23 protein-coding genes are annotated in these 22,951 nt (G+C 66.9%); 16 read left to right on the top strand and 7 right to left on the bottom strand.

Translation table 11 applies throughout. From position 1 onward, the window contains the following. Positions 1 to 40: 40 nt before the first annotated feature. Positions 41 to 508, bottom strand: a complete 468-nt coding sequence (locus AC3IS2_RS06880; protein ID WP_489199904.1) for a peroxiredoxin — start codon at positions 506 to 508, stop codon at positions 41 to 43. Positions 509 to 520: 12 nt separating this feature from the next. Further along, positions 521 to 1,777, bottom strand: a complete 1,257-nt coding sequence (gene tyrS / locus AC3IS2_RS06885) for a tyrosine--tRNA ligase (protein ID WP_489199905.1) — start codon at positions 1,775 to 1,777, stop codon at positions 521 to 523. Positions 1,778 to 1,959: 182 nt separating this feature from the next. Here tyrS and AC3IS2_RS06890 point away from each other — a divergent pair, with 182 nt between their 5' ends. From AC3IS2_RS06890 to AC3IS2_RS06905, 4 genes are all read left to right on the top strand, one after another. Beyond that, entirely contained in the window at positions 1,960 to 3,102 is a 1,143-nt protein-coding gene (locus tag AC3IS2_RS06890) for an anhydro-N-acetylmuramic acid kinase (protein ID WP_489199906.1), read from the top strand. A 5-nt stretch (positions 3,103 to 3,107) separates the two neighbouring features. Then, positions 3,108 to 4,058: a DMT family transporter gene (locus AC3IS2_RS06895; RefSeq protein WP_489200114.1), complete on the top strand. Its 951-nt coding sequence runs from the start codon at positions 3,108 to 3,110 to the stop codon at positions 4,056 to 4,058. Between the two features lie 56 nt (positions 4,059 to 4,114). Next, positions 4,115 to 4,819 (top strand): DUF6624 domain-containing protein, encoded by a 705-nt coding sequence (locus AC3IS2_RS06900; RefSeq protein WP_489199907.1) that lies wholly within the window; start codon positions 4,115 to 4,117, stop codon positions 4,817 to 4,819. A 139-nt stretch (positions 4,820 to 4,958) separates the two neighbouring features. Further along, entirely contained in the window at positions 4,959 to 5,936 is a 978-nt protein-coding gene (locus tag AC3IS2_RS06905; RefSeq protein WP_489199908.1) for a TerC family protein, read from the top strand. A gap of 7 nt (positions 5,937 to 5,943) precedes the next feature. On the opposite strand, the gene AC3IS2_RS06910 is transcribed toward AC3IS2_RS06905, so the two are convergent. Beyond that, positions 5,944 to 6,594, bottom strand: coding sequence for an alpha/beta hydrolase (locus tag AC3IS2_RS06910; RefSeq protein ID WP_114816512.1), 651 nt, complete (start codon positions 6,592 to 6,594; stop codon positions 5,944 to 5,946). Between the two features lie 161 nt (positions 6,595 to 6,755). Between AC3IS2_RS06910 and AC3IS2_RS06915 the strand changes: the two genes are divergently transcribed. Genes AC3IS2_RS06915 through AC3IS2_RS06965 form a run of 11 tightly spaced genes read left to right on the top strand, consistent with a single transcriptional unit; the run spans position 6,756 to position 16,125 of the window. Next, positions 6,756 to 7,226 carry an Rrf2 family transcriptional regulator gene (locus AC3IS2_RS06915; protein WP_489199909.1) on the top strand — a complete coding sequence of 157 codons (471 nt, stop codon included), beginning with the start codon at positions 6,756 to 6,758 and terminating at the stop codon, positions 7,224 to 7,226. Further along, positions 7,223 to 8,359 carry a cysteine desulfurase family protein gene (locus tag AC3IS2_RS06920; RefSeq protein ID WP_489199910.1) on the top strand — a complete coding sequence of 379 codons (1,137 nt, stop codon included), beginning with the start codon at positions 7,223 to 7,225 and terminating at the stop codon, positions 8,357 to 8,359. Before AC3IS2_RS06915 ends, AC3IS2_RS06920 begins: the two co-directional genes overlap by 4 nt. Before the next feature lie 3 nt (positions 8,360 to 8,362). Continuing rightward, on the top strand, positions 8,363 to 9,829 hold the full coding sequence (sufB, locus tag AC3IS2_RS06925; protein ID WP_489199911.1) for a Fe-S cluster assembly protein SufB: 1,467 nt from the start codon (positions 8,363 to 8,365) through the stop codon (positions 9,827 to 9,829). 9 nt (positions 9,830 to 9,838) lie between these two features. Next, complete coding sequence (gene sufC / locus AC3IS2_RS06930; protein ID WP_489199912.1) at positions 9,839 to 10,588, top strand: Fe-S cluster assembly ATPase SufC; 750 nt, start codon at positions 9,839 to 9,841, stop codon at positions 10,586 to 10,588. After that, on the top strand, positions 10,585 to 11,604 hold the full coding sequence (sufD, locus tag AC3IS2_RS06935) for a Fe-S cluster assembly protein SufD (RefSeq protein ID WP_489199913.1): 1,020 nt from the start codon (positions 10,585 to 10,587) through the stop codon (positions 11,602 to 11,604). Before sufC ends, sufD begins: the two co-directional genes overlap by 4 nt. After that, the gene (locus AC3IS2_RS06940; protein WP_489199914.1) at positions 11,583 to 12,821 is read left to right on the top strand and encodes an aminotransferase class V-fold PLP-dependent enzyme; all 1,239 of its coding nucleotides are present in this window, start codon (positions 11,583 to 11,585) and stop codon (positions 12,819 to 12,821) included. The genes sufD and AC3IS2_RS06940 overlap by 22 nt, the downstream gene beginning before the upstream one ends. Before the next feature lie 5 nt (positions 12,822 to 12,826). Continuing rightward, complete coding sequence (locus tag AC3IS2_RS06945) at positions 12,827 to 13,225, top strand: SUF system Fe-S cluster assembly protein (protein WP_489199915.1); 399 nt, start codon at positions 12,827 to 12,829, stop codon at positions 13,223 to 13,225. A gap of 10 nt (positions 13,226 to 13,235) precedes the next feature. Further along, positions 13,236 to 13,634 (top strand): HesB/IscA family protein, encoded by a 399-nt coding sequence (locus tag AC3IS2_RS06950; RefSeq protein ID WP_489199916.1) that lies wholly within the window; start codon positions 13,236 to 13,238, stop codon positions 13,632 to 13,634. A gap of 1 nt (position 13,635) precedes the next feature. Beyond that, a complete protein-coding gene (locus AC3IS2_RS06955; RefSeq protein WP_489199917.1) occupies positions 13,636 to 14,640 on the top strand; it encodes a methionine ABC transporter ATP-binding protein in 1,005 nt (334 codons plus the stop codon). Further along, on the top strand, positions 14,640 to 15,296 hold the full coding sequence (locus AC3IS2_RS06960) for a methionine ABC transporter permease (RefSeq protein ID WP_489199918.1): 657 nt from the start codon (positions 14,640 to 14,642) through the stop codon (positions 15,294 to 15,296). The genes AC3IS2_RS06955 and AC3IS2_RS06960 overlap by 1 nt, the downstream gene beginning before the upstream one ends. Before the next feature lie 19 nt (positions 15,297 to 15,315). Beyond that, complete coding sequence (locus AC3IS2_RS06965) at positions 15,316 to 16,125, top strand: MetQ/NlpA family ABC transporter substrate-binding protein (RefSeq protein ID WP_489199919.1); 810 nt, start codon at positions 15,316 to 15,318, stop codon at positions 16,123 to 16,125. Here AC3IS2_RS06965 and AC3IS2_RS06970 read toward each other — a convergent pair. The 3 genes from AC3IS2_RS06970 to AC3IS2_RS06980 form a co-directional block, all read right to left on the bottom strand. Continuing rightward, positions 16,122 to 16,904 (bottom strand): lysophospholipid acyltransferase family protein, encoded by a 783-nt coding sequence (locus tag AC3IS2_RS06970; protein ID WP_489199920.1) that lies wholly within the window; start codon positions 16,902 to 16,904, stop codon positions 16,122 to 16,124. The two genes, AC3IS2_RS06965 and AC3IS2_RS06970, sit on opposite strands and share 4 nt — an antisense overlap. A 40-nt stretch (positions 16,905 to 16,944) precedes the next feature. Then, positions 16,945 to 18,003, bottom strand: coding sequence for a GGDEF domain-containing protein (locus tag AC3IS2_RS06975; protein WP_489199921.1), 1,059 nt, complete (start codon positions 18,001 to 18,003; stop codon positions 16,945 to 16,947). Between the two features lie 95 nt (positions 18,004 to 18,098). After that, positions 18,099 to 19,649 carry a DEAD/DEAH box helicase gene (locus AC3IS2_RS06980; protein WP_489199922.1) on the bottom strand — a complete coding sequence of 517 codons (1,551 nt, stop codon included), beginning with the start codon at positions 19,647 to 19,649 and terminating at the stop codon, positions 18,099 to 18,101. A gap of 216 nt (positions 19,650 to 19,865) precedes the next feature. Here AC3IS2_RS06980 and AC3IS2_RS06985 point away from each other — a divergent pair, with 216 nt between their 5' ends. Then, a complete protein-coding gene (locus tag AC3IS2_RS06985) occupies positions 19,866 to 20,222 on the top strand; it encodes a hypothetical protein (RefSeq protein WP_489199923.1) in 357 nt (118 codons plus the stop codon). Between the two features lie 45 nt (positions 20,223 to 20,267). Here the strand turns inward: AC3IS2_RS06985 and topA are convergent, their stop codons facing one another. After that, entirely contained in the window at positions 20,268 to 22,928 is a 2,661-nt protein-coding gene (topA, locus tag AC3IS2_RS06990) for a type I DNA topoisomerase (protein WP_489199924.1), read from the bottom strand. Positions 22,929 to 22,951 lie beyond the last annotated feature (23 nt).

Below are 22,951 nucleotides of genomic sequence, written 5' to 3' on the forward strand. Positions count from 1 at the left end.
AGGAGCAGGTCGGCGAGAGAGGCAAGCTTGGCCTGAGCGATCAGAGCGTCTTGGCTGCCTCCAGCACCTGTTCAGCGTGGCCCTTGACCTTGACGCTGCGCCAGACGCGGCGGACCACGCCCGCCCCGTCGATCAGGAAGGTGGCGCGTTCGACGCCCATGTATTCGCGGCCGTAGAGCTTCTTCTGCACCCATGTGCTGTAGGCCTCGCAGACCACGCCGTCCTCGTCCGAACCCAGCACCAGCTTGAGGTCGTGCTTGGCCTTGAAGCGGTCCAGCTTCTTCACCGCGTCGCGTGAGACGCCGATGACGACGGCGTTCGCCGCGGCGAACTGGTCGGCCAGGGCCGAGAAGTCCAGACCCTCGGTCGTGCAGCCCGGGGTGTCGGCCTTGGGGTAGAAGTAGAGGACGACCGAGCGGCCCTTCAGGCCTTCCAGCGTGACGCGGCCGTCGCCGTCGGTGGACAGGTCGAACGCGGGGGCCGGCTGGCCTTCGGTGATGTCGGTCATCCTCTTTGCTCCTTAGACCGGCTTGACCAGGACGATCTTCTTCTTGCCGGCCGCCAGTTTCAGCACGCCGTCGGCGTTGACGTCCGAGGCTTCGATCAGGCGCGCGCCGTCGGCGATCGCCTCGTCGTTCAGACGCAGGCCGCCGCCCTGGGCCAGGCGCCGCGCCTCGCCGTTGGAGGCGCTGAGGCCAGCCTTGGTCACGACGGCGGCGATCATGGCGCCGATCACCTCGTCGCGCGGCAGTTCGACGGTCGGCAGGTCGGCCGAAAGCTGACCCTTCTCGAAGGCGGCCTCGGCGGCGGCGCGGGCGGCGTGGGCGGCCTCCGAGCCGTGCAGCATCGAGGTCGCGGCGTCGGCCAGGGCCTTCTTGGCCTCGTTGATCCCGGCGCCTTCCATGGCTTCGTAAAGCGCGATCTGATCCAGCGGCAGGTCGGTGAACAGGCGCATGAAGCGACCGACGTCGGCGTCCTCGGCGTTGCGCCAGAACTGCCAGTAGTCATAGGGGCTGAGCTGTTCGGCGTTCAGCCAGACGGCGCCCTGGGCCGTCTTGCCCATCTTGCCGCCCGACGCCGTGGTCAGCAGCGGCGTGGTCAGGCCGAAGGAGGACTTTTGGTCCACGCGACGCACCAGGTCGACGCCCGAGGTGATGTTGCCCCACTGATCCGAGCCGCCCATCTGCAGCGTCACGTTCAGCGAACGGTTCAGTTCCAGGAAGTCCACCGACTGCATCAGCATGTAGTTGAACTCGAGGAAGGTCATCGGCTGCTCGCGCTCGAGGCGCAGCTTGACCGAGTCGAAGCTCAGCATCCGGTTGACGGTGAAGTGCGTGCCGTAGTCGCGCAGGAACTCGACGTAGCCGAACTTGGACAGCCAGTCGTTGTTGTCGACCATGACGGCGTCGGACGGGCCTTCGCCGAAGGTCAGGAACTTCTCGAACACGGTCTTGATCGAGGCGATGTTGGCCTGGATCGTCTCGTCGGTCAGTTGCGGGCGCGAGGCGTCCTTGCCGGTCGGATCGCCGACCTTGGTCGTGCCGCCGCCCATCAGGACGACAGGCTTGTGCCCGGCCTGCTGGAGACGGCGCAGCATCATGATCTGGATCAGGCTGCCGACGTGCAAGGAAGGGGCCGTGGCGTCGAAGCCGATATAGGCCGTCACGATCCCGTTCGAGGCGGCCTCGTCCAACTCCACCGGGTGCGTCACCTGGTGGATGTAGCCGCGCGATTGCAGGGTCTTGAGGAAGTCGGACTTGAAGGCTTGGTCGGTCATGGACGGCTCCGTAGCAGGGATGCCGGCGGCCGTCTTCCTTTCGGAAAGCCGTGCCGCCAGCGAAGGCGGCACGAGATCGCGGCCGCTCGCTAGCTCAGCGAACGGTAATACAGGCCGGAAATGGCGCGGGCGGCGATCATGGGCGCTAGCTACGGCGTGCGCGACGTGGCAGTCAACCCGGCATGACGACCTCCTCCTCGACAAAGACCCTTCGCGTGCTCGGTTTCATGACCGGCACCTCGCTCGACGCCGTGGACATGGCGGTGATCGAAACCGACGGCGAGAACATCCTCAGCTTCGGCCCCGCCGGCGAGATGAAGCTGGACGCCGAGACCCGCGCCATCGTTGAGGACGCTATCGAGGACGCCCTGGACTGGGAGCGTGACGAGGAGGAGCCCGGCAGCTTCGAGGACGCCCGCATGGCGGTGGCCGACGCCCATCTGGCGGCGGCGCTCGGCTTCATGGCGGTGAACGGGGTCAAGGCCAGCGGGCTGGATATTGTCGGGGTGCACGGCCAGACGGTGCTGCACGAGGCGCCGACGCCGGAACTGCCCGGCCGCACGGTCCAGTTGATCGACGCCCTGAGCGTGGCCGAGGGGCTGGGCGTGCGTACGGCCTATGATTTCCGCAGCGCGGATGTGGCGGCGGGCGGGCAGGGGGCGCCGCTGGCCCCGATCTATCACGCGGCCCTGGTGAAGAAGGCGGGCCTGAGCGGGCCGGTCGCCGTGCTGAACCTGGGCGGGGTGGGCAACATCACCCTGATCCGCGCCGATGGGGGGCTGGAGGCTTTCGACACCGGCCCGGCCAACGGCATGGTCGACCTGCTGGTCCAGTCGCGCGGCAAGAAGCGGATGGACGAGGGCGGCAAGCTGGCGGCGGCGGGGACCGTCGATCAGGCCGTGCTGGACGCCTATCTGGCCCATCCCTATTTCGCGGCGACCGGACCGAAGTCGCTGGATCGTTTCGACTTCTCGCTGGACCCGGTTATGCATCTGTCGCTGGAAGACGCGGCGGCGACGCTGACGGCTTTTGCGGCCGAGGCGGCGGCGCTGGGCGTGGCGCGCTGTTCCGAACGGCCGACCAAGGTCGTGGCCTGTGGCGGCGGACGCCATAACCCCGTCCTGCTGGCGGCCATCCGCGAGCGGGCGGGCGTGCCGGTGACGACCGCCGAGGACGAGGGCTGGCGCGGCGACTCGATCGAGGCTGAGGCCTTCGCCTTCCTGGCCGCGCGCTGCCTGCTGGGTCTGCCGATCAGTTTCCCCGGCACGACCGGCGTGGCCGAACCCATGACCGGCGGCCGCATCGTGGAGCCCGGCGAACAGTGAGCCTGATGCAGTCCCAGCGGTTCTGGGGCGTCGCCAGCGGTATCGCGGCCGGGGCCCTGTGGGGGCTGGTCTTTCTGGCGCCCAAGGTCGCGCCCGAGGCGTCACCGATGATGCTGACGGCGGGGCGCTACCTCGCCTATGGCCTGATCGCCGCCCTGCTGGTCGCCCCGCGCTGGCGGCGGGTCACGGCGGCGCTGGACTGGAAGGCGTGGCGGGCGCTGGCCTGGCTGAGCCTGGCCGGGAACATCGTCTATTTCGTCTTCCTGGTGGTCAGCGTCCATTTCGCGGGCGTCGGGGCTTCGGCCCTGATCGTCGGCATGGTGCCGGTCGTGGTGGCGCTGTGGGGGCTGAAGGACAAGGATTCGCCGCCGCTGGCGCGCGTGGCGCCGCCCATTGCGGTCGCGGCCCTGGCGGTCGGTCTGATCGGCTGGGAATCCCTGAGCCAGACGGGCGGCGGGGCGCATGACGGCGTCCAGACCCTGATCGGACTGGCCTGCGCCTTGGCGGCTCTTCTGTCGTGGTCGGCTTTCGCCGTCGGCAACAGCCGCTGGATGGGACGTCTGCCTGATGTCTCGCCCCATGACTGGTCCCTGCTGACCGGCGTGGTGACAGGCGGGTTCGCGCTGTTGCTGGCCGTTCCGGCGGTGCTGACCATGGGCGTCTGGTCCGGCGAAGCCTGGGTGCGGTTCATCGGGGTCAGTCTCGGCGTCGCCGTCTTCGCCTCGATCATTGGCAACGCCTTCTGGAACCAGGCCAGCCGGTTGCTGCCCCTTACCATGCTGGGCCAGATGATCGTGTCCGAAACCCTGTTCGCCTTCCTCTACGGCTTCCTGTGGGAAGGGCGCGGGCCGACCGTGATCGAGGTTGTCGCCATGATCCTGATGGTCGTCAGCGTCGTCTGGTGCGTGCGGGGGCACCGTCCGGCGGCGATCGCTGCGGCGGAAGGCGAGCACTGATACGCCAAAATTCGGCCATCAGAACCGGGCGCTATCTCCAAAATCGGGAGGGGTAGATGATTGGAATCGCGTTGGCGTTGGCCTTGCTTGGCTCGCAAGGGCCGCAGGCGAACTCGGAAGCAGCCACGCCCAGTGACCCGGCGACAGCCCTGATCCAGGCGGTGAAAGGCGCAATCGAGGCCGAGAAATCGCGTCAGGCGGCCCTGCCGCCAGCGGCCAACGACCGAGAGAAACTGGAGCGGATGGGGCTGCTGGATCAGGTTGGTCGGCGCGCCTCGATCTCGGTCGATGTCAGCGGTTTGCCGGAGGAGGAGCGGAAGGCGGCTGAGGCGGCGGCCTGGGCGCCTATCGAGGAACTCGACCGAACCCATCTGACCCAAATTCTGGCCATGCTGCCGCCTGAGGGCTGGTTTCTGGAAAGCGTCTATGGCGACCGGGCGGCTGGCGCGGCCTTCCTCATCATTCAGCACTCCGACGTCGAACAATGGCGGCGCTTTGTACCGGTTCTTGAGCCGTTGGTCGCAGCTGGCGAAGTTCATGGTCAGAGGTTCGGGCTCATGTACGACCGTCTGGCCGTCAACGAGAATCGTCCGCAGCGTTACGGCACGCAGATGACCTGCAAGGACGGCCGCTGGGTCATTGACCGTGAGAACCTGGAAGACCCGGCCAACGCCGACAAACGCCGGGCCGAGATGGGATTTCATCAGACCCTGGCGGAATACGAGACCAACTTCGCCCACTATCCGCCCTGCACGCCGTAGCGCTCGCGGGGTGAACATCCCCGCGCGTGTTGCGTTGATCCTTCAGCGGACCGGGTCCCTCTGGCGGCTCAGGTCGTGATGTCGGGCCGCGCCGGTCGTCCGTTTGGACGGCGGCGACAGATGCGGTCTAGAGGCGCTGATGGATGTTCTGACGCTGGAGTGGATGGGCAAGCCCGCCTGGATGTGGGTGGGTTTTCTGGTCATGGTCGCGGGGCTTCTGGCCTTCGATCTCGGGGTGCTGCACCGCAAGGCGCATGAGATCGGCGTCAGGGAGAGCCTGCTGCTGTCGGGCTTTTACATTGCGGTCGCCCTGCTGTTCGGGGGCTGGGTCTGGGTCAGGCTGGGGGCGGACAGCGGACTGGACTATCTGACCGGCTTCGCCATCGAGAAGAGCCTGGCGATGGACAATGTCTTCGTCATCGCCTTGATTTTCAGCGCCTTCGGCGTTCCGCGTCTGCATCAGCATCGCGTCCTGTTTTGGGGCGTGCTGGGCGTCATCGTGCTGAGGGCGGTGATGATCGCCGCCGGGGCCGCTCTCATCAGCCGCTATGAGTGGGCGCTCTATCTCTTTGCCATCTTCTTGATCTTCACCGGCGGTCGGATGATCGCCACCAGTCCCGGCGAGGAGGCGACGGAGGGGCGGGGGGTCGTGAACTGGCTGGTCCGACGCATGCCGGTAACAGATCGGCTGGACGGCTCGCACTTTTTCGTGCGCGAGACAAGCACGGCGGGAAGGCTGGTCTGGCGCGCCACGCCTCTGTTCCTGGCCCTGATGACGATCGAGGTCGCCGACGTGATCTTTGCCGTGGACTCGGTGCCGGCGATCTTCGCCATCACGACGGACCCCTATATCGTCTACACGTCCAACATCTTCGCCATTCTGGGGCTGCGGGCGCTGTATTTCGCGCTGGCGGCGGTGATCCACCGCTTCGCCTATCTGAAGCAGGCGCTGGCCATCCTGCTGGTCTTTATCGGGGGGAAGGTCGTCGCCGCGCCGCTGATGGGGCTGGAGAAGTTTCCGCCGGCGATCTCGCTCGTCGTGACGGCCACCATCCTGGCCGCGGGTATTCTGTGGTCGATGTGGAAGACCCGGGCCGAAACCCGGGTCGACACATGAAGTCGGATCAGGCCGGGTTTTCTTCCAGGCGCTTGTCCAGATAGGCGCCGACGCGACGCTCGACCGCGCCGATGTGGTCCTGCCAGAAGTGGCTCGCGCCTTCTTCCAGTTCATAATCGATGACGATGCCTTTTTGCGTGCGCAGCTTGTTGACCACGCGCTCGACCTCGACCGGCGGAACGACGGTGTCGTTGGTGCCGTGCAGGAACAGGCCGGAGGCCGGGCAGGGGGCCAGGAAGCTGAAGTCGTACATGTTCGAGGGCGGCGACACTGAAATGAAGCCGTCCGTCTCGGGGCGGCGCATCAGCAGTTGCATGCCGATGTAGGCGCCGAACTGATAACCGGCGACCCAGGTCTGGGTCGCGGCGGGGTTGTTGGCCTGCAGCCAGTCCAGGGCCGTGGCCGCGTCGGCCAGCTCGCCGATGCCGCTGTCGAACTCGCCCTGCGACTTGCCGACGCCGCGCGAGTTGTACCGCAGGGTGGCGAAGCCGCGCTGGACGAACAACTGGTGCAGCGTCACCGCGACCGGGTTGTTCATATGCCCGCCCGCCTTGGGGTGGGGGTGCAGGATCAGGGCGATCGGCGCGTTCGGGCGCTTGCCGGGCGAATAGCGGCCTTCGATGCGGCCCGAGGCGCCGGGAAGAATGACTTCAGGCATGGATCAGCGGAATCCTGTCTTCAACTGTCGTTTCGCGGGCGGACAATACTTGACCAACGCAGTAGGACTTTCTAAGTCCGCCCTGCGTGGCGCACTTGTCTGCGAGGGCGCGGGTTCTAGCACATGAGCCCTGAAAAGCGCGAGATTTTTGAGGGCTTTCGATGCGCCTGTCGACAAAGGGACGATACGCCGTGATGGCGATGGCCGATCTGGCGCGCAATGGCGCGGATCGGGCGGTGTCGCTGGCCGAGATCGCGACGCGCCAGGAGATCTCCCTCAGCTATCTGGAGCAACTGTTCGCGCGGCTGCGCAAAAGCGGCCTCGTCAAGAGCGTGCGCGGCCCCGGTGGGGGCTATCGCCTGGCCCGTGAAGCCTGTGAAACCGCCGTCGCCGAGATCGTTCTGGCGGTGGATGAGCCGATCCGCGCCACTCGCTGCGTCGGCGCCGGATCGCCCAAGGGCTGCATGATCAAGGGCGAGCGCTGCATCACCCACCACCTGTGGGAGGATCTGGGGCGGGAGATCCACCGCTATCTCGCCAGCGTCAGTCTGGAGGACGTGATCCAGAACCGCACCGGCCAGGCGCGCATGGGCGCCGCCGCGGCTGCCGCGGGCATGGAGGCGACGGCATGAGCGTCTACCTGGATTACAACGCCTCGGGCCTGGTTCGTCCTGAAGTGCAAGAGATCATGGCCAAGGCATTGGCTGACAACGGAAATCCTTCGGCCGTTCACGCCGCCGGCCGCCGCGCCCGCGCGCGCATCGAGACGGCGCGGGCTCAGGTGGCCGATCTGGTTGGGGCCGATCCGACGGCGATCGTCTTTTCCTCGGGCGGCACGGAATCCAACGCCCAGGCTGTCGTCAGCGCTCTGGCGGCGGGTTGCGAGCGGCTGATCGTCGGCGCAACCGAGCATCCTTGCGTGGCTGAAGCGGCGACGGCGTCGGGCGCGCCGGTCGAGGTGCTGCCGGTCGATGCCGACGGCGTGGTCGATCTGGCCTGGCTGGCCGAGGCGCTGAAGCGTCCGGGCCGGGCCGTGGTCGCCATCCATCATGCGAACAATGAAAGCGGCGTGATTCAGCCGATCGCTCAGGCGGCGGCTCTGGTCCGCGCGGCGGGCGGCTGGCTGCACGTCGACGCCATCCAGTCGGCGGGCAAGGTGCCGGTCGACATGCGGGCGCTGGACGCGGATAGCCTGACCCTGTCGGCGCACAAGCTGGGCGGGCCGCAGGGCGTGGGCGCTCTGGTGCTGAAGGAAGGCGTCGCTGCTGTGCGCATCCTGCATGGCGCGGGTCAGGAGCGCGGCCTGCGCGCCGGGACCGAGAACGTGCCGGGCATCACCGGCTTCGGCGCCGCCGCCGACTGCGCGGCGCGCGATCTGGACGAGGCCATGGCCCACGCCGCCTGGCGCGACGCGGCCGAGGCCAGGGTCAAGGCGGCCGGCGCAACCATCATCGGCGGCGCGGTTGCGCGTCTGCCCAACACCCTGTTCATGACCGTCGAAGGCTGGGACAGCCCGCAGCAGTTGATCACGCTGGATCTGGTCGGGGTCATGGTCTCGGCCGGCTCGGCCTGTTCGTCGGGCAAGGTCAAGCCGTCCAAGACGATCAGCGCCATGGGCCTGGATCATCTGGCGACCGGGGGCGTGCGCGTCTCCGGGGGCTGGGGAACGACCGAGGCGGACTGGGATCGGTTCGCCGACGCCTGGGTCTCCGCCTGGAACAAGCATCAAGCGCGCGTGCTCGAGCGCGTGAAGGAAGTCGCGTAAGTCATGGCTGCTGTTAAGGAAACTGTCGAAGCTGTCGCCGCTCTGGAAAAGTATGAGCATGGCTTCACCTCGGACATCGAAACGGAATATGCGCCGCGCGGCCTGAACGCCGACATCATCCGCTTCATCTCCGAGAAGAAGGGCGAGCCGGAATGGATGCTGGAATGGCGTCTGGCCGCCTATGAGCGCTGGCTGGCGATGGAAGAGCCGACCTGGGCGGCGGTGAAGTACGAGCCGGTCGATTATCAGGACCTCTTCTACTACGCCGCGCCGAAGCAGAAGGAGGGGCCGAAGTCGCTGGACGAGGTCGATCCCGAGATTCTGGAAGTCTACAAAAAGCTGGGCATCCCGCTGAAGGAGCAGGAAGTGCTGGCGGGCGTGCAGGGCGCGCCCAAGGTGGCCGTGGACGCCGTGTTCGACAGCGTCTCCGTCGTGACCACCTTCAAGGCCGAGCTGGCCAAGGTTGGCGTGATTTTCATGCCGATTTCCGAGGCTTTGCGCGAATATCCTGATCTGGTGCGTCAGTACCTGGGATCGGTCGTGCCGGTGTCGGACAACTATTTCGCGGCGCTGAACAGCGCTGTCTTTTCGGACGGGTCCTTCGTCTATATCCCGCCGGGCGTACGCTGCCCGATGGAGCTGTCGACCTATTTCCGAATCAACGCCAGCCAGACCGGCCAGTTCGAGCGGACCCTGATCATCGCCGACAAGGGCAGCTACGTCTCCTATCTGGAAGGCTGCACCGCGCCGATGCGCGACGAGAACCAACTGCATGCGGCGGTCGTGGAGATCGTGGCGCTGGACGACGCCGAGGTGAAATACTCGACGGTTCAGAACTGGTACCCCGGCGACGCCGAGGGCAAGGGCGGCATCTACAACTTCGTCACCAAGCGCGCGGACTGCCGGGGGGACCGGTCGAAGGTCAGCTGGACCCAGGTCGAGACCGGTTCGGCCGTCACCTGGAAATACCCGTCCTGCATCCTGAAGGGCGAGGAAAGCTCGGGCGAGTTCTATTCCATCGCCATCACCAACGGGCATCAGCAGGCCGACACCGGCACCAAGATGATCCACCTGGGCAAGAACTCGAAGAGTCGGATCATCGCCAAGGCGGTGTCGGCGGGCAAGTCGGACTCGACCTATCGCGGCCTGGTCTCGGTGCATCCCAAGGCGACGGGCGTGCGCAACTTCACCCAGTGCGACAGCCTGTTGATCGGTAAGGAGTGCGGCTCGCACACCATCCCCTACATCGAGGCCCGCAACGGCTCGGCCCAACTGGAGCACGAGGCGACGACGACCCGCCTGTCGGAAGACCAGCTCTTCTACGCCCAGCAGCGCGGCCTGTCGCAGGAAGAGGCGGTGGCCCTGCTGGTCAACGGCTTCGTCCGCGACGTGATGCAGAAGCTGCCGATGGAGTTCGCCGTCGAGGCGCAGAAACTAGTGGCGATCAGCCTCGAAGGCTCGGTCGGGTAAAGAAGAACTATGCTCAAGATTGAAAACCTCCACGTCTCGGTCGCTGACAAGCCGATCCTCAAGGGCCTGACGCTCGAAGTGCCGGCGGGCGAAGTCCATGCTGTCATGGGGCCGAACGGGGCCGGCAAGTCGACGCTGGGCTACAGCCTGTCGGGCCGTCCCGGCTATGAAGTCACGGACGGTTCCGCCTCGTGGAACGGGCAGGACCTGCTGGGTCTGGACCCGGCCGAGCGTGCGGCTGCGGGCGTCTTCCTGTCCTTCCAATACCCGATGGAGATCCCCGGCGTACCGGCCATGACCTTCATCCGCACGGCGCTGAACGCCCAGAAGCGGGCGCGCGGCGAGGAGGAGGTCTCGGCCCCCGCCTTCCTGAAGCAGGTCAAGGCGGCGTCGCAGGCGCTGAAGATGGACTTCGATATGCTGAAGCGGCCGCTGAACGTCGGCTTCTCCGGCGGTGAGAAGAAGCGAATGGAAATCCTGCAGATGGCCCTGCTGGAGCCGTCGCTGCTGATCCTGGACGAAACGGACTCGGGCCTCGACATCGACGCCCTGCGCATCGTGTCGGAGGGGGTGAACGCCCTGCGTCGCGCCGACCGGTCGATGCTGATCATCACCCACTATCAGCGCCTGCTGGACTACATCAAACCGGACAAGGTGCACGTGCTGGCAGCCGGCCGGATCGTCGCCTCGGGCGGGCCTGAACTGGCGCTGGAGCTGGAGGCGGAAGGGTACGACAAGTTCCTGCCGACCGCCGCGTGAACGCCGTTCAGATCGACCTGAAGGACGCCGAGACCTTTCCCTCGCGGCGCACGGAAGCGTGGAAATACAGCGACCTGAAGCGTTGGCTTCGTGAAGCACCGGAACCGTCGGGCCAAATCGCCGTCAGCGGCGAGGGGCCTTTTGCGACGCTGGGTGGCGAGGCTCTGGCCTTCGCCAACGGACGGGCGACCGGCGCGGACGCCTTTGTCGCGGCGGGCGCGCAGACGCTGCGCCTGCGCTTTGTCTCGGACGCGGTGAACACCGGCCACACGGCCTCGGTGCGGATCGCGGCGCGAGCGGGCGCCAAGCTGCTGCTGCTGGAAAGCCATGAGGGCGCGGGCTCGGCCTATGTCGCTCATAACCGCGTAGAACTGGACGTCCCGGCGGGCGCCGAGGTCACGCGCATCGTGCTGGTGGACGAGCCGGAAGACGCCATTTCCGTCACCAACGCCGTGGTGCGGGTCGAGGCCGGCGGCCTGTATCGTCAGACCATCGTCACGACCGGCGCCAAGCTGCAGCGTCTGGAGACGCAAGTAAGCCACGGCGCCGAGGGCGCGGACGTGCGGCTGGACGGCCTCTATCTGTTGAAGGGGGCGCGTCACGCTGACCTGACGACCGTGGTCGATCACACCGCCGCCGACGGCATGACCAGCCAACTGACCAAGGGCGTGGTCCACGACACGGCGCGCGGCGTATTCCAGGGCAAGATCATCGTCGAGCGCGGGGCCGACGGCACCGATGCCCGCATGGGCCACCACGCCCTGATCGCGGGCGAGCGCGGCGAAGTCGACGCCAAGCCGGAGCTGATCATCTATGCCGACGACGTGCAGTGCGCGCACGGCAATACGGTCGGGACGCTGGACGAGAGCGCCCTATTCTACATGCAGCAGCGCGGCATTCCGGCCGACGAGGCCCGCGCCTTGCTGACCCAGGCCTTCCTGATCGAGGTCGTCGACCGCATCGAGGACGAGGCGGCGAAGGAGGTTGTGCGCGAATGGCTGACGGCTCGCCTGTGAAAACGTTCGACCCCTACGCCGCGCGGGCGCAGTTCCCGATCCTGTCGCGACAGGTGAACGGCAAGCCGCTGGTCTATCTGGACAACGCCGCCTCGGCGCAGAAGCCGCGGGCGGTGATCGACGCCATGGTCGGCGCGATGGAGGGCAGCTACGCCAACGTCCACCGCGGCCTACACACTCTGTCGAACGAGGCGACCGAGGCGTTCGAGGCGGCGCGCGAGATCGTGGCCCGCTTCCTGAACGCGCCGTCGGGCGAGAACATCGTCTGGACCAAGGGCGGGACCGAGGCGATCAATCTGGTCGCCAACGGCATCGGTCTGAGCATCGAGCCCGGCGATGAGATCATCGTCACCGAGATGGAGCACCACTCCAACATCGTGCCGTGGCACCTGCTGCGCGAGCGCAAGGGGGCGGTGCTGAAATGGGCGCCGATCAACGACGACGGCTCGCTGGACATGGCGGCCTATGCCGAGCTGCTGGGGCCGAGGACGAAAGTCGTCGCCGTCACCCACATGTCGAACGTCCTGGGGACCATCAACCCGATCGCCGAGATCACCCGTCTGGCCCACGCGGCCGGGGCGCGGGTGCTGGTCGACGGTTGCCAGGGCGCGGTCCATGCGACGCCGGACGTTCAGGCGGTCGGTTGCGACTGGTATGTGATCACGGGCCACAAGCTGTACGGCCCGACCGGGATCGGCGCGCTTTACGGCACGACCGAGGCTCTGGAGAGCCTGCCGCCCTATCAAGGCGGGGGCGAGATGATCGAGACGGTCACGAAGGACCGCATCACCTACGCCAAGCCGCCGCATCGGTTCGAGGCGGGCACGCCGGCGATCCTGGAGGCCGTCGGTCTGGGCGCGGCGCTGGAATGGCTGTCGGGCTTTGACCGGGCGGCCGTGGCTGCGCACGAGATGGCGCTCTACGACCACGCGCGTTCGCGGCTGGCCGACGCCGGCTGGCTGCGGGTTCTGGGCGAGGCCGAGGGCAAGGGCGCGCTGCTGACCTTCGCGGTCGAGGGCGCGCACGCCCATGACGTGGCCCAGATCATGGACCGCTACGGCGTCGCCGTGCGGGCCGGTCTGCACTGCGCCGAACCCCTGGCCAACCGACTGGGCGTGACCTCGAGCACGCGCGCCAGTTTCGCCCTATATAACACCGTGGAGGATACAGACGCCTTCGTGGATGCGCTGATCAAGGCGCGGAATTTCTTCGTGTGACGAGTATGGACGCCAAGACCGACAACGCCATCAGCGACAGCGACGCCTTCGCCGCGACTTGGGACGAGCCGCAGAAAAGCGCCCTGTCTCAGGCTGAGCTGGACAAGCTGACTGACGACCTGATCGAGGCGCTGAAGACGGTGTTCGACCCGGAAATCCCGGTCGACATCTATGAGCTGGGCCTGATCTACAAGGTGGATGTCTCCGACGACCGCGACGTCTTGATCGAGATGACGCTGACGGCGCCGGGCTGTCCCGTGGCGGGCGAAATGCCCGGCTGGGTCGAGGATGCGGTGAAGAAGGTTGAGGGCGTGCGCAGCGCCAAGGCCAATCTGGTGTTCGATCCGCCGTGGGACTCCTCCAAGATGAGCGACGAGGCCAAGCTGGCCCTGAACATGTTCTAGGGATGCGTCGATGACCGAGCTTCAGACCGCCGCCCGACCGCGCCGCCCCCGGCCCAAGGCCGTGACCCTGACCGACGCCGCCGCCGAGCGCGTTCGCGAGATCATGGCCAATGCGGCGAAGCCCTATGTCGCCCTGCGCGTCGGGGTGAAGAACGGCGGCTGCGCCGGGCAGGAGTACACCTTCGCCTATGCCGAGCAGATCGAGCCGCTGGACGAGGTGGTCGAGGACAAGGGCGTCACCATCCTGATCGAGCCCAAGGCCGTGCTGTTCCTGATCGGCAGCGAGATCGACTACGAGACGACCAAGCTGGCCTCGAAATTCGTGTTCCGCAATCCGAACGAAACCGACGCCTGCGGCTGCGGCGAGAGCGTGACCATCATCCCCGCCGCCGCCCTGGACGCCGACTGACATGATCCGACTGGAGGGTGTGACCCGGCGCTATCGCAGCGCGGCGGGCGAGCGCACGGCGCTGGACGCCGTGGACCTGACCATCGGGCGCGGCGAGGTGTTCGGCGTGGTCGGGCGTTCGGGCGCCGGCAAGTCGACCCTGATCCGCGCCATCAATCGGCTGGAGACGCCCGACGCGGGCCGCATTTTCGTCGACGATCAGGAGATCACGGCGCTGAAGCCCGCAGAGCTGCGCGCCGCACGGCGCCGGATCGGCATGATCTTCCAGCATTTCAACCTGCTGAACGCCAAGACCATCGAGGACAACGTCGCCTTTCCCCTGCGGCTGGAGGGGCGGCCCGAGGCCGAGGTGAAGGCGCGCACGGCGGAACTGCTGACCCAACTGGGTCTGGCGGAACACGCCAGGAAGCATCCGGCCCAGCTGTCCGGCGGTCAGAAGCAGCGCGTCGGCATCGCCCGCGCCCTGGCCTGCGGTCCCAGCGTCCTTTTGTGCGACGAGGCGACCAGCGCGCTGGACCCGGAGACGACCGAGGACATCCTGACCCTGCTGGACGGGCTGAACCGCGACCTGGGTCTGACCATCGTCCTGATCACCCACCAGATGGAGGTGGTGCGCCGCGTCTGCGATCGGGTGGCCGTGTTGAAGGACGGCAAGATCGTGGAGCAGGGCGCGACGGCCGACGTCTTCCTGCACCCGCAGCATCCCGTGACCCGCGCCATGCTGGCCGAGGGCGAAGAGGCGTTCGACGCCTCGGTCGTGCCGGTCGGGGCGCGTCTGGCCAAGCTGACTTTCCGCGGCGGCTCGACCTATGAGCCGGAGCTGAGCCGCGTCGCGCGCTCGGTCGGCGTGGACTATTCGATCCTGTCGGGCCGCATCAGCCGTATCCGGGGCGAGCCCTATGGCCAGTTGGTCGTGGCCTTTACCGGCGGCGACGCCGAGACGGCGGTGGCGCAACTGACCGCGCGCGGCGTGGAAGTTGAAAGCATCTTGGGGGAGAGCGCCTGATGTTCGAGAATGTCGATTGGGCCGAGATCGGCCGCGCGACGGCGGACACCCTGCTGATGCTGGGCGGGTCGCTGGTGCTGACCGTGATACTGGGCGTGCCGCTTGGCGTGCTGCTCTATCTGTCGGGCAAGGGACGGCTGGCGGCCAATCCGGTGCTGAACGCCGTGCTGTCGTTGATCGTCAACGTGCTCCGCTCGGTGCCTTTCATCATCCTGCTGATCGTCATGCTGCCGGTGACGGTGCTGCTGGTCGGCACCTCGCTGGGCGTGGCCGGGGCCATTCCGCCGCTGGTCGTGGGGGCGGCACCCTTCTATGCGCGTCTGGTCGAGACGGCGCTGCGCGAAGTGGACAAGGGCGTGGTCGAGGCGACCCAGGCCATGGGCGGCTCGACCTTTCAGATCGTCACGCGGGCCCTGCTGCCCGAAGCCATGCCGGGCATCATCGCCGGGGCCACGGTCACGGCTATCGCCCTGGTCAGCTACACCGCCATGGCGGGCGTGGTCGGGGCGGGCGGGCTGGGCGACCTGGCCGTGCGTTTCGGCTATCAGCGGTTCCAGACCGATGTCATGGTCGTGACCGTAGTTCTTCTGCTGATCCTCGTACAAATTCTGCAGATGATCGGCGACCGTCTGGTCGCTAAGGTTTCGCACCGCTGATTTTTCGAAAGCCTGCCCCATGATCCGCCGTTCGCTGCTGCTGTCCGCCGTCGCTGTCCTGACGCTTGCCGCCTGCGGCCAAGGCGCGGACAAGAAAGCGGGCGCCGAGGGCGCGCCTCTACTGGTTGGCGCGACCGCCGTGCCGCATGCCGAGATTCTGGAGGTCGTGAAGCCGATCCTGGCCGCAGAGGGCGTGCCGATCGAGGTCAAGGTCTTCAACGACTACGTTCAGCCGAACGTGCAACTGTCTGAAAAACGGCTGGATGTGAACTACTTCCAGACCAAGCCCTATCTGGACGAGTTCAATATCGCGCGGGGCGCCGATCTGGTGACGGTCGCCGGCGTCCACGTCGAGCCGCTGGGCGTCTATTCCAAGAAGCACGCCGCGCTGGCGGCGATCCCGAACGGGGCGCAGGTCGTGCTGCCGAACGATGCGTCCAACACCGGGCGGGCGCTGCTGCTGCTGCAGAGCGCGGGCCTGATCACCCTGCGCGACCCGACCAATCCGCTGCAGACCGTGCGCGACGTGGCGACCAACCCCAAGGGACTGAAGTTCCAGGAGGTCGAGGCCGCCACCATCCCGCGCATCCTGCCCCAGGTCGATGCGGCGGTGATCAACACCAACTATGCCCTGGACGCCGGGCTGAAGCCGAAGACCGACGCCCTGTCGCTGGAAGGCGCCGACAGCCCCTATGTGAACTATCTGGTGGCGCGCCCCGACAACCAGAACGACCCGCGCGTTCAGGCCCTGGCGACCGCCCTGCGCAGCCAGGCGGTCAAGGACTTCATCGCCAGGAAGTACGACGGCGCGGTGATCCCGGCGGCCTAAGCCGCCGCAGCCGCCGTCACGAGCGCCGCCTCGTTGGGCGACGGAACCTGCACGGCGTGGGCGAGCGGCTGGCCGGTCGCCTCGGCGATCAGTTCGGCGGTCTTTCCCTCGACGGCGGCTTCGAGCCGGGCCAGGAACTCGCCCTTGGGCAGGCCGGTTGGGATCGGCTCGAGAAACTCCAGCGTCGCCGCGCCGGGGTGCTTCTCGAAGCCGTCCAGCGGCCAGAACAGGCCCAGGTTGGTGGCCAGCGGCACCACAGGCATGTCGAAGTCGCGGTACATGTGCCAGACGCCCGAGCGGTAGCGGAACTTCTCGCCGACGCGAGCCAGATGCCCTTCGGGATAGATCAGGATCTTGCGGCCTTCGCGATGGGCGTCGGCGGCGCGTTCCTTCAACGCGGCGCGTGCGGCATGGCCGCCGCAGTTGTTGACGACGATGGCGCCCAGCTTTCTCAGCACCGTGCCGAGCAGGGGGAATTTCTCCAGGTGGTCGCCGGTGACGAAGGCCACATCGTCGAACTGGTCATAGGTGGCGAAGCCGTCGCCCCAGCTCTGATGCTTCGACGCGATGATGAAGGCGCCTTGCGGCAGACGCTCCTTGCCGCGCGCCTTGATCTTGATGCCGGCGAGCAGGTTCATCGCCTGCACCATCCGCCGGACATAGCGGCGAATGATCCAACTGGTCGCGCCGCGCCCGGGCGCCAGCGCGGCGAAGGCTGCGGCGAGGCCGTAGGTGATGGACAGCGCCCAATAGGCGACACAGAAAGCCAAGCTTCTCATGTCGGCACTATGCCATGCGGCTTCGGTTTTGCGACAGCCGTCAAGCGGCGGCGCGCGCCAGGGTTTCGGCGTTGGTGACGCGGTTCCGGCCGCCACGCTTGGAGGCGTAGAGGGCTTCATCGGCGCGCTCAAGCAGGGCCAGGGCTGTCTCTCCGGCGTGGCGCTCAGCGAAACCGACCGAAATGGTCACGGCGCCCAGGTCGTCGTTGGTGGAGCGGCGCCGCAACGAGCGCGAGGCGATTTCCTCGCGAATGGCGTTCAGTGCGGCCTCAACGGTTCCAGGCGTCTCGCCGGGGAAGATGACCGCGAACTCTTCGCCGCCATAACGGGCGGCGACGCGAGGCGCGCGCGAGATGCGGCCCAGGACGCTGGCGACGTAGCGCAGCACCTGATCGCCCGTCTGGTGACCCCAAGTGTCGTTGAAACGCTTGAAGTGGTCGATGTCGACGATAGCCAGGGTGACGCCCTTGCCGCCTTCTTCCGCTTCCTCGCAGACGCGGGCCAATTGCTCATCGAAAGTCTTGCGGTTGGCCAGATTGGTCAGGGCGTCGGTCATGGCGTCGCGCCGGACCTGCTCTAGGTGTTCGCGCAGGCGGACGACTTCGCGGTTGGAGGACTCCAGGCGCTTCTCCAGCGCCGAAGTGTGCCGTTGGACCTTGCGCGTGGCGGAGGACAGGCTTGTGACGATGGCGGTCAGGACCGAGGCGTCTTCGGCGCCTTCCATCTTGGCGGACGCACTGGTCAGGGTTTCGCCATAGGAGGCTTGAGTCTTGCGCGCGTTGTCGATGGCTTCGGCGACGGCGGCGAGTTCGCGATTCAGGACCGCGCCGACGTCGCGAATTTCTTCCGACAGTCGGCCGCGCGGCAGGAATTCGGCGGCCAGCATTTCAGCAGTGGCGTCAGTGAAGGGCGTGTCGCCGGCCAGCAGGCGATGAATCTCGCGGCCCAGCGGTCCTTCCGGATCGCTGACGTAGTGCAGCCAAAGTTCAAAATTCAGAGGCGTCGGCCAGACCGAGGCCTCTTGCATCGCATCCACCACGCGGTGCGCCAGCCCATAGGCGTCCGGGCCTCGAAGCGTGGTTTCGACCTGCGCCGTCATTCTGATTCTCGCGCCCCTAGTTCCAGTAAGGGAACTCTAGGCCGGTGATCCGTAATGAGCAGTTAAATGCGAAACCACGTCTGACGAATTGGCTGTCAGTCCGAGAAAATCACAGGGCGACGCAGGAAGGCCGGAACGTCGTCGCCAAAACCGCCGCGAGCGGCCTGGACGGGCTGCTCCTTGTGCTTTTCGGGCTTCTTTGGCTCCCGCGGGGCGTGATCGCGGGTGCGTTCACGACGCTGGGGCGCGACTTCGGCCGAAGCGGTCTGGGCGTCCGGCGTCGTCGCCGGAACCTGGGCGGCGACTTCAGCAGTTTCGGTGCGCGGCGCGCGGCGGCTGCGCGAACGGCGCGGAGCCTCCTCGGCGGCTTCTTCGGCCTTCGGCGCTGCGCGAGCGATCGGCTCCATCGAGGCGACGTTGTCGCTCTTGGGGATGGGGCGAGGACGGTCGCTGCGGCTGCGGCCGCGACCCTTGGCGTCGTCGGTGCGGGGGCGGTCCTTGATGGCGGCGAAGTCGATGCCTTCCAGCGTCAGCTCCTGCGGCTCCATCTTGATCAGCTTCAGCACCTTATCCAACGACTTGTCGTCGGACGGGGTGACGATCATGAAGGCCTCGCCCTTGCGGCCCGCGCGGCCCGTGCGGCCGATGCGGTGCACATAGTCGTCGGCGTGGTGCGAGACGTCGTAGTTGAAGACGTGGCTGACATCGGGGATGTCCAGACCGCGCGCGGCGACGTCCGAGGCCACCAGGATCTTCAGATCGCCGGCGCGGAAGTCCGCCAGGGTCTTCATCCGCAGCGACTGGTCCAGGTCGCCATGGATAGGCGCGGCGTCGAAGCCGTGGGTCTTCAGCGACTTGGCGACGATATCGACTTCCGACTTGCGGTTGCAGAAGACGATGCCGTTCTTGACCTCGGCCCGTTCGATCAGGGCGCGCAGCGCCGTGCGCTTGGCCTTGGGATCGCTGGTCGGGATGCGGACCAGATACTGGGTGATGGTGTCGGCGGTCATGGCCGGACGCGAGGCCTCGATCCGGGTCGGATCCTTGAGGAACTGCGTGGTCAGGCGTGTGATCTCGGGCGGCATGGTGGCCGAGAAGAACAGGGTCTGGCGCTTGGGCGGCGTCAGTTTGAAGATGCGCTCGATGTCGGGGATGAAGCCCATGTCGAGCATACGGTCAGCCTCGTCGACGACCATCATCTCAACGCCCGTCAGCAGGATCTTGCCGCGTTCGAACAGGTCCAGCAGACGGCCCGGCGTGGCGATCAGGACGTCGACGCCCTTGTTCAGCAGGGCCACCTGATCGCCCATGGACACGCCGCCGATCAGCAGCGCCCAGCTGAGCTTGGTGCCCTTGGCGTATTTGGCGAAGTTTTCAGCGACCTGATCCGCCAGTTCGCGGGTCGGGGCCAGGACCAGGGCGCGCGGCATGCGAGCGCGGGCGCGGCCGGAGCCGAGGCGGTCGATCATCGGCAGGGTGAAGGCGGCGGTCTTGCCGGTGCCGGTCTGGGCGATGCCCAGGACGTCGCGGCCGGCCAGGGCCACCGGGATGGCGGAGGCCTGAATGGGGGTGGCTTCGGTGTAGCCCGTATCGGCGACCGCTTGCAGGGTCGTGGCCGAAAGGCCCAGCTTGGTGAATTCTGTCATGTAACCTTGAGGACGGAGGAAACGTCGTAACGTCTTCGGCTTACGGAACCGCCCCTCGTGGGCGAGTGGGCGGCGCGCATCGCCAGTCCTATTCCGAGCCTGCGGCGGTATATGGAAACCCCTACGCCTCAGTCAAGTATTTCCGTTCGGGAACCAGGCGGTTGGCAAAACCTTACACGTCTGTAATGTCGCCTTGGGGAAGGGAAGGGTTGTCGTATGCGTATGAAAACGCTTGCGTTCGCCTTGGCGGCCTGTTGCGCGACTGCGCTGCCGGCCCAGGCGGAGATGGAATCAGCTTTCGGAAACACCGTGATCTCCCACTATCCTGATGGGGCGTGGGTGAAGCACTGGTTTGACCGGGACGGCAGTTATCGGGCGGCTTTTTCCGACGGGCGCCGACTGACGGCGCGCTGGGCCATCGAGGGCGAGCGCGTCTGCCTGAACGGGATCAGACCGCGGATGTTGCTGTCGCGGTTCTGCACGACCCTGGTGGAAGCGTCGGTGGGTCAGACCTGGCCGGGGCGTGATCCGTTGGGGCGTCGGGTTCGCAACGAGCTGGTAGCGGGCCGCTAGACACCTCCCGGCCCGCTGGGCGAACCGGGAGGCGCCGTCGCGATCCTACTCGGCGTCGGCCGTCTTCTTGGGCGCGGCCTTCTTCGCGGCCGGCTTTTTGGCCGCAGGTTTTTTCGCAGCTGCAGGTTTCTTCTCGGCGGCGGCCTTGGCCGGAGCCTTCTTCGCGGCCGGCTTCTTGGCCGCAGCCGCCTTTTTCTTCGGCGCCGCGCCGGCCTTGGCGGCCAGCAGGGGCAGGGCGTCTTCCAGCGTCAGATCTTCGGGCGCCACGCCCTTGGGCAGGGTGGCGTTGACCTTGCCCCATTTGACGTAGGGACCGAAGCGTCCGGCCATGACCTGAACGGGGGCTTCGTCTTCCGGGTGGGCGCCCAGTTCCTTCAGCGGGGCCGTGGCCGAGCCGCGACCGGGACGACCGGCGCGTTTTTCAGCCAGCAGGGCGACAGCGCGGTTAATCCCGACCTCGAACACCTCGTCGATGTCAGAGACATTGGCGTAGGTGCCGGCGTGCAGGACGAACGGACCGTAACGCCCCAGACCCGCCGTGATCATCTTGCCGTCCTCGGGGTGAACCCCGACTTCGCGCGGCAGGGCCAGCAGGCGCAGGGCCTGGTCCAGCGTCAGGGATGCGGGGCTCCAGCCCTTGGGCAGGGACGAGCGCTTCGGCTTTTCCTCGCCGGGCGGCGTGGTTTCGACATAGGGGCCGAAGCGGCCGATCTTCAGCTGCACCGGCTGGCCGGTCGCCGGATCGGCGCCCAGTTCGCGGTCGCCGCCGTCCGCGCCGCCTTCGGCGCCGTCAGGCGAAGCCACAGGGCGGGTGTATTTGCAGTCGGGATAGCGCGAGCAGCCGATGAAGGCGCCGAAGCGGCTGGTCTTCAGGCTGAGCTGGCCCTGATGGCACAGGGGGCATTCGCGCGGGTCCGACCCGTCGCCCTTGTCCGGGAAGATGTGCGCGCCCAGGGCGTCGTTCAGGTGATCCAGGATGGCCGTGGTGCGAAGCTCGCCGGCGGCCTGGGTCGCGGCGTGGAAGTCGGTCCAGAAGCTGCGCAGCAGCGCCTTCCAGTCCAGTTCGCCTGCGGAGACCTCGTCCAGCTGGGACTCCAGCGCGGCGGTGAAGTCGTATTCGACCCAGCGGCTGAAGAACTGTTCCAGGAAGGCCGTGACCAGCCGTCCCTTGTCCTCGGGATAGAAGCGGTTCTTGTCCATGCGGACGTATTCGCGGTCGCGCAGGGTCGTCAGGATCGAGGCGTAGGTCGAGGGGCGACCGATGCCGAGTTCTTCCAGCTTCTTGACCAGGGTGGCTTCCGAGAAGCGCGGCGGGGGCTCGGTGAAGTGCTGGTCCGCGCGGACGGCCTCGACCTTGGCCTTGGCGCCTTCCTTCAGCGCGGGCAGGCGGCCGCCCTCGTCCTCTTCGTCCTCGGACCCCTTTTGCTTCTCGTCGCGGCCTTCTTCGTAGGCGGCGATGAAGCCGTCGAAGGCGACGACCTGGCCGGTGGCGCGCAGGCCGGTCTGGCCGTCGGGCGTCTCGATCTCGACCGTGGTGCGGTCCAGGCGGGCGCTCTCCATCTGCGAGGCGACCATGCGCTTCCAGATCAGTTCGTAGAGACGCTGCAGATCGCCTTCGAGACGCAGGCTGTCAGGATGGCGCGCGATGTTGGTCGGGCGGATGGCTTCGTGCGCTTCCTGGGCGTTCTTGGCCTTGGTCTTGTAATAGCGCGGCTCGGCCGGGACGTAGGCGGGGCCGAAGCGGTCGGCGATGACCTCGCGCGCCTGGGCGATGCCCTCGGGGCTGACGAACAGGCCGTCGGTACGCATGTAGGTGATCAGGCCGCCGGTGTCGTCGACACCTTCATACAGCTTCTGCGCCGCCTGCATGGTGCGCTGGGCGGTGAAGCCCAGCTTGCGCGAGGCTTCCTGCTGCAGAGTCGAGGTGGTGAAGGGCGGCGCGGGCGAACGCTTGGCCGGCTTCTTCTCGACGGACTTGATAGTGAAGTCGCCGGACTGGATGGCGTCGCGAGCGGCGAAGGCCATTGCCTCGGTCGGGATGTCCAGGCGCTGGATGCGCTTGCCGGCGTGCTTGACCAGGCGGGTGGTGAAGGGCGGGCTGTCGGCGACCAGATCGGCTTCGACCGACCAGTATTCCTGGGCCTTGAACTTCTCGATCTCCATCTCGCGATCGACGACGATGCGCAGGGCGACCGATTGCACCCGGCCGGCCGAGCGGGCGCCGGGCAGCTTGCGCCACAGGACGGGCGACAGGTTGAAGCCCACCAGATAGTCGAGCGCGCGGCGGGCCAGATAGGCTTCGACCAGCTCCATATCCAGCTGGCGCGGATTAGCCATGGCTTCCAGCACGGCGGCCTTGGTGATGGCGTTGAAGGTGACGCGCTGGACCTCGGTGTCCTTGAGCGCCTTCTTCTTGTTCAGGACTTCCAGAACGTGCCAGCTGATCGCCTCTCCCTCGCGGTCGGGGTCGGTCGCGAGAATAACGCGGTCGGCGCGCTTGGCCGCCTCCGCAATCTCGGACAGGCGCTTGGACGCCTTGGCGTCGACCTCCCACTGCATGGCGAAATCTTCGTCGGGCAGGACCGAGCCGTCCTTGGACGGCAGGTCGCGGATATGGCCGTAGGAAGCCAGCACCTCGTAGCCGGAGCCCAGGTATTTATTGATGGTCTTGGCCTTGGCGGGGCTCTCGACGATGACGAGATTCATGGCGCTCTGTTCGGGAAATCGGG

It is taken from the genome of Brevundimonas sp. KH_025, from assembly GCF_057839885.1.